At 41.4% G+C, this 12,697-nt stretch carries 4 protein-coding genes; 1 reads left to right on the top strand and 3 read right to left on the bottom strand.

The annotated features are described in order from the left end of the window. The 3 genes from ACEQZT_RS07535 to ACEQZT_RS07525 form a co-directional block, all read right to left on the bottom strand. Positions 1-1,830, bottom strand: a complete 1,830-nt coding sequence (locus ACEQZT_RS07535) for a histidine kinase (RefSeq protein WP_370088809.1) — start codon at positions 1,828-1,830, stop codon at positions 1-3. A gap of 216 nt (positions 1,831-2,046) precedes the next feature. Beyond that, on the bottom strand, positions 2,047-6,042 hold the full coding sequence (locus tag ACEQZT_RS07530; protein ID WP_370088807.1) for a choice-of-anchor Q domain-containing protein: 3,996 nt from the start codon (positions 6,040-6,042) through the stop codon (positions 2,047-2,049). 126 nt (positions 6,043-6,168) lie between these two features. After that, positions 6,169-10,104 carry a response regulator gene (locus tag ACEQZT_RS07525; protein ID WP_370088805.1) on the bottom strand — a complete coding sequence of 1,312 codons (3,936 nt, stop codon included), beginning with the start codon at positions 10,102-10,104 and terminating at the stop codon, positions 6,169-6,171. A gap of 186 nt (positions 10,105-10,290) precedes the next feature. On the opposite strand from ACEQZT_RS07525, the gene ACEQZT_RS07520 reads away from it, so the two are divergent. Then, positions 10,291-12,684: an RND family transporter gene (locus ACEQZT_RS07520; RefSeq protein ID WP_370088804.1), complete on the top strand. Its 2,394-nt coding sequence runs from the start codon at positions 10,291-10,293 to the stop codon at positions 12,682-12,684. The last annotated feature ends 13 nt before the right edge of the window (positions 12,685-12,697 follow it).

Below are 12,697 nucleotides of genomic sequence, written 5' to 3'. Positions count from 1 at the left end.
TTACGCTTTTAGCAATGGAAGTTCATAAGTCACCAGTGTCCCGTGCTGACCCTCTTTATTTCCTAAATCTGCAATTTTAAATTGAAACCGCATTTTCATTCGTTTGCCAATAAGACTCAACCGCTCAGTAAAAATCCGAATAGCATGGGATTGATGATTTTCTTTTGGCGTAACGTGATCGATTCCTATACCATTGTCCTGTATTTTGAAAACGAGTTTTCGATCTTTTTTCAAGCATTCGATTTCCACCACGCCATCATTCTCAATTCCTTTGAGACCATGCTCTATTGCATTTTCTATGAATGGCTGAGCTGTAAGTGGCGGAACAAGTATTTCATCTAGTCTCAATTCGGGATCAATTGAAAATTTAAACTCAAAAGTCTTGTTAAACCTTAATTGTTGAATCTCAAGATAAAGTTCAAGCGCCCTCATCTCCTCTTCAAGAGAAACCCATTCTTTGGAGCTTAAGTCCAGTATCATTCTCATGAGTTTGGCGAACTTGCCCAGATACGTAATGGCGGGTTTGGTATCACCGCTTTCAAATAAAAAGCCTCGAATAGAGGATAAAGAATTGAAAATAAAGTGTGGATTGATCTGAGAGCGTAACAATTGCTGCTTATGAATGGCCGATTGTTCTTTGGCTTTGCTCAATCGTTTTTGATAGTAAAACCAAATGGCAATGGCCACTAAAATTGCAAAAATGGTAAAGGAACCAATAATCCAGTTTTGCCTCGACGTTTTCAATTTCTGAATAGCAATTTGATTTTGTAGCCTGACAATCTCACTTGCCTTAAGTTCGGCTTCAAACTGAGCCTCCAACTCATTTAAATAATTGGATTGCTCTTCCTTCATATACTCTTTATAAACCATAAAGAATTTTTTCTGATAGGACAGTGCCAGTTCTGGCTTTCCCATGGTCTCATAGATGATAGCCATAGTCTCAAATAAGTGCTCTTTCATGGAAAGTTCCAGTTCCAGAGACTCCAATTCCTTACAAATACTCATCGCTTCAGCTACGCGATTAAGCTGTAGTAACGCTTCGGCTTCAAAAAGCTTCATGAGGCGAGTGGTTTCAAGTGCGCCCATTTCTTCAAACAATGCTTTCCCCTGCTTCGCTAATTCATATCCTTTGTGCGGATGGCCTGATTTCGTGAAAGAAGGTGCCAAAACCACCAACGCTTTCGCCTGTCCAAACTTGAAATTCATTCGCTCGGAAATTTCAAAACATTGCTGAGCATAAAGTATCGCCGAATCGTATTTCTCCTGCTTTTGATAAACCGTAGATATGTTGACCAATGCTGGTAGCTTCTTGTCTTCAAGCTTCAATTCATTAAAAATTTCAATCGCTGATTTGAAGTAATGGAGAGCTTTGTTGTCATTATCGTTGGTGTTCATAATGATCCCAATATTGGTATAGGCAGATCCAAGCCTTTCTCGATTCCCCGCTTTATCAAAATATTCCGCTGCTTGCAAAAAATTTGTAAGGGCTGCATCAAAGGACCTCTTCGAATAGAAGATGCCGCCGAGCCCCATTTTTACATTGGCCTTTTGAATGTCTGTTTCAGCCACTCCGTCAGATTGCTGAAACCAGTACAATGCAGAGTCATATTTGTTTTTGTGCCTCAAGCCTACGCCCATCCAGTAGAAAGCATCAAAACTATTTTCATGATCACTTTCTAATGCCTTCCATGCAAAATGAAGCACAGAGTCAGGATTGCTCGATTCAAAGGATTGTGCTTTATCTATTAATTCTGAATACTCTTCCTGTCCTTGAGCAAGGGTGCCATTTAGCAAAAGAATCAGAAATGAAAGATGGATGGTCTTCTTCACAGTTTGTAGAGGTAATCTAGAAAAATAGAGTTTAAGTCACAATCTCAGCATGCTCAGTTCATGATCCCACTATTTAAATTGATGGAGGTAAGAAATAATTTGACGAATGTCTTGTGATGATGGGAGCTAGCCACCTTGTGTAAATCTTATTTCAGGCAAATAAAAAAAGCGACCCCCTTGGAGTCGCCCTAGCAATAAGCCTTAGCTTATGCTGCCTTAGTTTATTATTAATCTCTGATTGTGGATTTCTCTTTGATCCTTGAAGAGGCGGAGAATGTAAGTTCCCTTTACAAATCTTTCTACAGGAATTGAACTACTACTACTTCTAAGTAATTCCTGACCCATTAAGTTGAGAATGGACACCTCATCAAACTCAGCTCCTTCAATCTTAAGGAGATCACTTACCGGATTGGGATAGATCGATACATCCGGATTCGAAATACCGAGCGTCATTTCATCTACATCGGATACTGAAATTGTGAAAACCTTCTCAACTGTAGCTTCCCCATCGCTTGAAGACAATCTCAGACTCAAAGAATTCTTGATCTCAAAATCAAATGATGCACTTGCCCGAAGTGTATTACCATCTATATTAAAAGAGGAATTGTCTGTGTCCCCAGTTCCTGCTACCAGTGAATAGGTGAAAGAATCATTTTCATCAATATCTATCGTACTCAGCGTTCCGATCACTGCGTCTACTGAGTTGTTTTCATCGATGCTGGCATTGGACAAAGTAATATCGGTTGGTACGTCGTTCGTGCTATTGACATTTATAGTCATGGTATAAACCTCCTGACTGATTTCAGTTTCAGAATAATCTGATATTACTCTAAATGTGAACGAAGCGTAGTTCGAACCGCTTTCATCCTGATCCGATTTAAAAGTAAGCGCAGAAATATTTGTAAATACTTCTTCCAAAGTAACACTCGTCCCATCGTACAACAAAGTACCATCGCCTGTCACTGACTCAATTAAAATCCCGTCAAAAACATCGCCATCCAAGTCATCAAAAATGAAATCGCTTGCTTGAAATTCGTACGTGATGTCTTCTAAAGCCTCGATTGAACCATTATCTGAAGTAGGGTAGTGCAGGACATCTAAAAGCGCCCCGGACGAAATGTTTTCACATAGTCCATTTATCACCACACGATAGCTGTTCCCATCCAGGTCATCTGATAATTCAGCAATCGTAAGCTCACTTGTCTGAGTACCTGAATAAGTGGCATCATCAGCCAGATCTGTATATTCACCCCCAGTGCTGACCTGCCATTGATAGCTTGCTTCTTCGGCACTCGCTTCTACTGTAAAAGAGACTTCATTCCCAATATATTCTGCCAAATCCTCTGGTTGACTGGTAATAAATCCTTGAGATTCTACAGCTCCAACGTCAGAGACACCCTGTCGCGCATTACCTAGCTGATCCGTCTCGGGAGCCACTGAGTCATCTCCGGCATCCAGTGCAGGAGAAGTACACGTGATCAGTTCATGCACCAAAAGTCCAGTACCGCTTGGGTTGGTCAAGGTCAAGTTGATCACGTCCGAAGCTACACCTGAAAAGGTAGGATAGCCAATATTGTTGGATTCTGTTACTGTGGCCTCACCGGTGGATGTATAAACGTTACTAATCGTGTTCCCCACAAAAATGGAGTTCTTGATAGTTGCCAGGGCACTTCCTCCGGAAACTTCATCATAGCTAATGGCAATTGCATTTTGCGCGAAGGTACAATTGGTAAGAATCGCCTCAGAATTCTTGTTGGCCAATGCCGAGATATAGGTGGTTTCACTATCCAGGTTGTCGTCATACGATCGAATACCATTTCCGGAGAAGGTACAATTAGTAAAATGAGCGATGATTTGATCATTCCCGTCAGATGCGTTAAGGTTAGCTCCACTGGCATACGCATTGATAAAAGACACATTGGTGATGTAATGCGTAGTAGTGAAGCTTCCTGATGAGTTGTAAAGATTGATTTGCAATCCTCCGTCGTATTCATCCTGGTTGTTTTTGATCACTACATTCTCAATGGTTGAGGTTGTGAAGGACTGAAAATCATTAATAAATACAGATGTTTCATTATTATCAAACTCAGAGTTTGTCAACGAAACACTTGCGGGTACTTCCGAGGAAGTCTGGCCACCTAATTGAGAACTATAGAATAAAATGCCCTTGCTATTATCAGATAAGAATAATTGATCAAAATCATTGTCCATGGATACGGTGCTTATCCCGTTCTGTGTATAACCTGACACTGCTATTTCTGAAAGAATAGTCATACTTGACTCAAGCCTCAACCCGTCACTGGTATTTTCCTGATCATGGAAAAGTTCAAATCCTGACATTTCAAGGTATTCCATGTCTTGAGAACTTATGGAATAACCTGAAGGAGTCGTGTCTTCAAATCTAAGTAGATCCCGTCCTGGCCCCACTATCTTCAATCGGCTGGCAGTTATCAGTATCCCGCTGATGTTGATGGTGGAATTGTTCGGCAAGCCAGTCAAATCAACTGTAACAGTTTGATCACAAGCTGCGGCATTGGCCAAATCAATAGCCCAAGCGAAACTACCACTACCTGAGGAAGCATCCGTAGTGACTGCTATGATGTCACTTTCTTCTATCGTAATGATCTCAGATGTTGCCGCAGTTCTAGAATAGCAAGAGCCTGGTTCGCTCAAAATGACACTTATTTCATCTCCTGGAGAAACCTCATAAGTAAAACTCTCATTGGTTTCTTCTTCGATTTCCTCACCATTGACCAACCATTGATATGCAGGTGTAGTTTCCACATTTCCCGCAACTGCAGTAAACGTATTCTCTTGTGCTCCGCATAGCACATAATTCGGTCCCGTAATGGTGACCTCTAGTGGCAGTGCAGCATTCACAGTAAGGGTTGCTGCTTCGGAAGTCTCAGTATTCAGCGTTCCTTCCACAACACATCGAAATTGGTACTGATCCCAGCTAATATCAAGGCAGGTGAGGCTCAGTTCTTCTGTATCAGCTCCGCTTATTTGCGCATCGTCTTCCAGGTCTGCCCAGTTACTTCCATCATTTACCTGCCACTGATAGGTGGCTCCACTTCCGATGACCGCCACCGAAAAGACCACATCTTCACCTTCGGATATTTCATCGTTTTCCGGATTGGATTCAATCACAATATTGGTAAGAATATTCAATGTGCCGTAGTTGTTATTATTATCGGAATCATCCTCTCCGGCATCCGAAGCAGTGTTGTTAATAAAAGAAACTCCTACTCCTTCGGCTGCAACTCCATCCATTAGGAAGAGCGCTCCTCCTTTTCCCTGGCCATCATTGGAATAAGCTCCACCCAGACCTTTGGAGGCCTGGTTATTTGAGAGTGTCACATCGGCCATTTCTACGGATCCAGATCTAACAAACAGTGCACCCCCAAGGCCACCGCCTCCACCGCCGGATCTTGCACTAGAGCTTGAACTTCCGTTAAATGAATTTGTACTTCCACCAAAGGTTCCGCCTGTTCCGCCAGGTGATGTACCAGGTGCTTGAAAATTGGCAACCCCTGGTGCTCCTGCTCCTCCTCCAAATCCTCCGGTACCTCCTCCACCGTTGGCGCCACCGCCATAGACAGTAGCTGATCCGCCTACTCCGCCACCAGAACCAAAACCTCCAGCACCTCCCGGATTTCCATTAGGTCCATTTGAACCTATGGATCCTCCTGTATCAAAGGGTCCTGCTCCACCACTATCGGGTCCAGTGACTCCCCCGTTTCCACCTTGGGCTGTGTTTCCATCAAGGACTACATTTTCTAAACTCAGATTTGCATTATCCGCATAGATGGCTCCTCCCATTCCAGCACCTGCTCCGCCATATCGCGTGTCTTCCCCTTTAGCTAATCCATTCTGAAGAGTCAGATCGTTGATTACAACCGTTGGAGCAGTTTCATTTAAAATAAAAAAGATACGATAAGTATCCGCTCCGTCTATAGCCAGATCAGCTGATCCTGGTCCATTGATCGTCAGATCTTGCGTGATGTCAGGAAGCGCACTCCCCAAAGTGATCGTCCCGGAAATTCCGGTCATGTCAATTACATCCGCTCCGGAAGTACCTTCAGCGAGGGTCATTGCTTCGCGTAGTGACCCAGAGCCCTCGTCGTTCGTGTTTGTTACTGTATAAGTGGTTTGGGAAAAGCCCAAAACACTTAATAATATCAGTGCATATTGAAGTAGAAATTTTTTCATGGCTTTAAATTTTTATTTAAACCTTTCGGCAGCTATAAGTTTTGAGACAAAGCTATGAGCAGGCCAGTGCCAAAATCAGGACATTCTCTTCCCGAAATCAGACAATTAACGCAGTATGGAGGGGTTTTATAGGTTGTTCAGGTACTCTGACGGACGCTTGCCGAACCTCTTCGTATAAATTTCTGTGAAGTATCCCGGCTTTTCAAACCCTACCGCATAACACGCTTCGGAAACGGTGTGGTAGGCTTTATTTTCTAGTAGAATGCGGGCTTCATTTAGCCTCACTTCCCTGATAAAGTTTCCTGCTGTTAGTCCGGTGATTTTCTTAATATTTCTGTTCAGTTGTCGTTCGCTGATGGCCACTGCATTGGCTAGTGACATCACCGTAAATGAACTGTCTTTCAAATGATCCTTTATGATTCCTTTTAGCTCAGAGACAAGTTGTTCGTCGGCTGATTCCGGCTGATCTGCAGTTAGTTCTTTGAGCATGGAAAGCTGGTTGACCAGGATGTTATTGACTCTTGCTCTAAGTTCGCTTGGGTTGAATGGCTTGATGATGTAATCATTGATCCCTGCCTTTAGCCCCCTTACGATATCGTCATCTTCTGCACGAGCTGTCAGCATGATTAAAGAAAGATGCTTGTAATTTTCAGCCTTCTTAATTTCTGAAACCAGATCAAGCCCATCCATCTTAGGCATCATTAAATCAGTGATTACGAGATGATATTCATTTTCTTCAATTTTCCGCAATGCTTCCACACCATTTTCGGCTTCATCCACAGAGTATATGTCCAACTCTTTCTTAATATACTCACGCATTTGAGGATCATCTTCGACAATCAAAATTTTTGCGGTTTTTATATCGAGCGGATCTGTAGTCAGATCAATTGGAACAGCTTCCTCATCCTCCTGGTATGGAGCTATAGACATTTCCTCCTGATCACCGGCTATCATAGGAAGGACAAGGGTGAAAACTGTGCCAACTCCAAGCTCACTTTGCACGGTCAATTCTCCACCCATTAATGTAGTCATCTCCTGGGCAAGTGATAGCCCAATGCCTGTGCCTCCGGCGTACTTATTTGCCATGCCCGCCTGATAAAATCGATCAAAGATCTGTGCAACCTCTTCCTGGTCTATGCCAACACCAGTATCTCGCACTTTGATTTCAAGTCGATCATTATGTTCATTGACAGTCATAGTGATACTACCTGATTCTGGGGTGAACTTAACAGCATTGGAAAGAAGGTTATCAAGTACTTTTTCGAACTTTCCAATATCAATTTTTAGGATAAGGTTTTCGGGTAAATGATAGTCAAGCTGGAGCGTTACATCATTTTTTTGGGCGGCAGATTTGTAGGTAAAGAATACACGACGAATCAAGTCGTGGAATTTTATGGCCTCCGGGTTGAGTTGAAGCTTACCAGCTTCCAACTTTGATAAATCCAGAATTTCTTCAACCAGCCCTAACAACTTTCGGGTACTGGTTCGGGACAGATCCAGCTTCGACTTAATACTCTCATTGACTTTCCCCAAATTCCCGCTTAACACTGATTCGAGCGGGCCCTGGATGAGTGTTAGAGGCGTCCTCAATTCATGGGAAATATTGGCAAAGAATCTGGACTTGGCATTGTCCAGCGTTTGAAGTTTTTCTGCCTGGAATCTAATCTCCTCCGTCCTTTCAAAGATGATCTCTTCCAGCTTCTGATTTATCTTTTTCAGCCGTAGCGTGTTCAGTTTTACAATTCCCCAAATTCCCACGATCAGAACTATAAAGTAGCCCGAAAAAGCCCAATAGGTAAGAAACCAGGGATTTTGAATAATAAACTGGTACTCACCCGCTTTTGTAACCACTCCGTATCCATTCATCGCTGATACTTTCATGGTGTATGATCCTGGTGAAAGATTGGTGTATTCTTTTTCTGCCTTAGTTGACCATGAAGACCACCCTTTGTCAAATCCTTCTAGTTTGTAAGAATACTTCACTTTTTCAGGCATGACACTTGACGGATATGCATAGCTAAAGAATAAGGAATTTTGTTCGGGATTGAATACAGGTACTTCCCGGCTGATACTTTTTCCGAAAAAGACCGTCGAGTCTGTTTGATTGTCAATGATTTTCACCTGACGAATGAGTGTTTTTACACTCGTTTCTAATTCCAACTTTTCCGAACTTTTTGCCAGATATATTCCATTAAAACCACCAATTAATGCCCCTTTTGAAGAGGATTTGATAACCTGTTGATTGGCACTCAGAATAGTTGTCATTCGTTGCGATTCAATCTTAAATGGTTCTCCAGAATTATTTCTGAAAATGGTTCCTTTGGTACCATCTCTGGAGGCGTACCAATAGGTGTTTTCATCTTCCTTATCCAGCAAGTAAAATCCGTTGGTATCAAACAAATCTCCGAAGCGCCCATCCTTTATAAACTTCGTTTGAGAATGATCAAAATAGAAAAGTCCGGAATCGGATAGAAATCTAATTTCTTCACCTAGTTTAACAACGGCATTCTTCTGCTTCTGTGGCAGGCCATCTTCTCTTCCGTAGCTATTGAATGATAGTAATTTGGTGAAGTCCTTGTCAAACTTGAAACTAAACACATCATTCCCGCTGGTTCCCCAATAGTGCTGAGCTTCCTCATCCCAAAAAATCTTCTTGAAAACATTAAAGGTGCTGGAATAAGCCTTGGTATCTATTCTATGAGATAATTTCCAGTCTCCACCCTGGATAGTAAATACAACTATCTCTTCACCGGCATCACCTGTTGCGATGACCTTTGTTGAGTCTGGTGAAAAAGTAACAAACCCATTGGAACTATTTTTTGATACTAGCTTTCGAAAGCGGTCATTTCTAATAATGCCAACACCTTCATAAGCATTTACAAAAAAACCATTTTCCAAAGGCAGCAAATCATAAGAATATATGCCTGATCCAGGGATCTTAGTGAAAAGTCTTTCATCATTTTCCAGAACATTCACTTTTCCTTCCCAAGGTTTTGTGTAAACGCCATCAAATGTGGCAACATAAAGTAAGCCATCACGCTCTTCAATATCTGTAACTAGTCCTTTAAGCCCTGTGGCTTTATTGTGAAGCGTAATCTGGGAATTTAAGTCCAATACATAAACACCACTGTTGGTACAAATCCAAAGTTCATTCTGTCCTGTCAAGTGGATATTAAGAACGATATCGCTTAGACCTACCTGCTCATCTAGCAATAAAACCGGATTGAATTGATTATCTGTTATAACCAGTCCGCCCTCCAGAAAACTAAATCCGTAATACTCAGATGAAATCTGATCTACTAAATACAATTTTTTCTTTTTCAGAAAATCATCCCAACCAATTTCAAATTGTCGAAATCCGTGAGAATCCAGGAGCATAGCTCCATATGAACTGTCAAAAAGGACTAGTGAATCATTTGAGAGTGGCGCTACACTTGTTGCGCCAAAATTTTCAAAATAGGTGTTGGACTCAATCTCTTTTAATTCTCCATTCACCAGTTCGAAAATACCTGCCTCTTCAATGATGGAATACACTTTGCCATCCATTTGATATATCGGATAGGCTCTTGATTCGGTTTTGTAAACGATCAGACTATCGGCCGATTCGTCATATTGATAAATGCGTGAATAGCCCGCAAAGAAAATCTGATTATCGTGGATAAAGATTTGTTCAACAATCTCACTCTTATTTTCTTCACTAAGCTTAGGAGTTAAAGAATGATAAACCACCCGGCCGAGACTATCGTTATCTAAATAGCCAATCTCTTTCTTACCCGCAGCATATATCCTTCCATTTTCTGTTTTAGCAAAATGATTGATAAGACCCGATACAAAAATATTCCGATACGACACTCCATCGTATTCCAAAATATCTCCTCCTTTTGCCAAGTAGACTAGTCCATTATCATCAGAGATAACATCCCATACCTGGTTGGACTCAAGGAGATAAACGTACGGTGGGATGCCCTCACTAGAAAAATTTAATTGCTTCGGATTCTGAGAGTGAAGAGGATGTATGCATAAGAAAAATAAGATAATTTGAAGTGTGTTCTTTCTTCGCATTTGAAAATATTAGACAGTAATTTAATCTAGAGAGATTTTCTGCAAAACTGTGATTACAAAATATATCCTCTCCAACCATCACATACTGAAGTCAACTTAGCAATTTGAATTATTTTCAATTCATCATAAACCGCTGAAAATCTTGCCCCTAAGAGCAGGTTCATTACCTTTGCGCACTATTTTATTATGTGGTCCAAACTCGCTCATAACATCCTCCGATTTCGTGTCACGCTCATGGTCATTTTGGCCTTGGTGACCATTTTCATGGGGTACCAATCTCAAAATATTAAATGGTCTTATGACCTTGCCAACATTGTTCCTGAGAGGGACCCTGATATGGTTTACTTCAAACAGTTTAGAGAGACTTTTGGAGAAGATGGAAATATCATGGCGCTGGGCATTCAGGACAGTGCTGTATACCAATTAGAAACCTTTAAAAGGTTCAGCGAACTCACCAAAGAATTGGAGAGTAAAGAAGGTATTCGCAATGTGCTGGGATTGGCAAATCTGCAAAAACTTGAAAAGAATAATAAGACAAGGGCTTTCGAACTAGAGCCTGTTTTTCCTGAAATTCCTCAAACACAAGAAGAACTTGACAGCCTATTAAGAGGAGCAGCCAGCCTGAAGTTTTACAGTGGACAGTTGATCAATTCTGAAAATGGTGCAACTCTGATTTTAGTCACCATTCAACGGGAAATTCTGAACTCCAAAAATCGAGATGATCTGGTGAACAGCATTATTGATGCTGGTGAAAAGTTTGAGAAGGAGACTGGAGTGGATGTTCATTTTGCAGGACTGCCATACTCCAGATCCATAACCACAAGTAAAGTAAAAGCAGAGCTCAACATGTTTCTTGTGCTCTCACTGATCGTAACAGGCATCATTTTGTTCTTGTTTTTCAGATCATTCAAGGCAGTATTCTTCCCTCTGATTATCATCGGAGTTGTAGTGATTTGGGTCATGGGGACACTGGCATTATTGGAGTATAAGATCACATTGCTTACAGGCCTGATCCCTCCAATCATTGTGGTCATTGGGATACCAAACAGTGTCTACATGCTGAATCGATATCACCATGAGTTTAGCCAACATGGTGATCAAATGAAGGCACTCAGCAGAATCATTAGAAAAATTGGGGTGGTGACCTTCATCACTAACCTCACAACAGCGGTTGGATTTTTTGTGCTTGCAACTACTCAAATCAATGTTTTAGTTGAATTTGGTATCGTTGCTGGCATCAATATCATGGCGACATTCGTGGTGAGCATTATCCTGATCCCAGGAGTTTTCTCTCTTTACAAGCCACCAACTCAAAAGCACCTGAAGCACCTTAAATTCAAGATGCTAGATTCAGTCATCCAATGGCTTGACGTCATTGTCCACAAACTAAGGCCTGCGATTTTTGCCATCACGATTGCTGTGGCCGGTGTGTCAGCCTATGGCTTAAGTAAAATCAAGGCGGTATCCTATATGGTGGATGATATCCCTGAAAACAGTCCACTAAAACAAGATCTTTACTTCTTTGAAAACAACTTCAGTGGAGTGATGCCTCTTGAAGTAATCATTGATACAGGAGCGAAGAAAGGAGTTCAAAATCTCAAGAATCTCAGAAAAATAGATGAGCTGGAAACTTTCATTTCATCTATCGATTATATCTCTCAACCAGTATCGGTTGTCAGCTTTGCTAAGGCAGCAAGACAAGCATTCTATAATCAAAGCCCGGCATTCTACTCTTTACCCACGAACAGAGATATGGCCTTCATCATGCGATACTTGAGTGAAGGAGAAACCGAAGATCTCTCTCAATCATTTATTGACTCTACCGGCAGGTATGTAAGAGTTTCATTGAAAATCGCAGATATCGGATCGAATAGACTTGACTCACTGGTCAATGGTGTTATCACTCCTAAAATTGATTCCATTTTTGCGGACTCCAAAATGGATGTGAATGTAACAGGGACTACCCTGATGTTTATCAAAGGCAACAAATTTCTAATTGAAAATCTGCTTACTTCAATGATCATCGCATTCTTCATTATAGCGCTGATCATGGGACTGCTCTTCAGAAACCTGAAGATGATCATCATTTCAATTATCCCCAACATCATCCCATTGCTCATTACAGCCGGGATCATGGGGTATTTTGGTATCCCTCTCAAACCAAGTACTGCGCTTATTTTCAGTATAGTATTTGGTATTTCGGTAGATGATTCCATCCACTTTTTAGCAAAGTACCGTCAGGAATTATTTGCCAATAAATTCAATGTGTCTAAGGCCATAAGCAAAAGTATTCGAGAGACAGGTTCAAGCATGATTTACACATCTATCATCTTGTTTTTCGGATTTATCATATTCGTGCTTTCTGAGTTTGGAGGCACGATCGCACTTGGTAAGCTTACCTCTATCACATTGTTTTTTGCGATGATCACAAACGTAGTAGTACTACCTGCTCTGATCCTGCAGTTTGACAGTGGTAAGCGTAGCAAAACAAGCCACCCACTTATCGATAGTGTACCTGAACTTGCCGAAGGAATCGACGAGGACGGGAAGCCAAAAAAGAAGAAGAAAAAGAAAAAATAATAATAGAGTTTAC

Origin of the sequence: Ekhidna sp. (assembly GCF_964218185.1) — a bacterium.
GTDB lineage: Bacteria > Bacteroidota > Bacteroidia > Cytophagales > Cyclobacteriaceae > Ekhidna.
The sequence above is the reverse complement of the archived record's forward strand: the minus strand, read 5'-3'. Positions and strand labels throughout refer to the sequence as shown.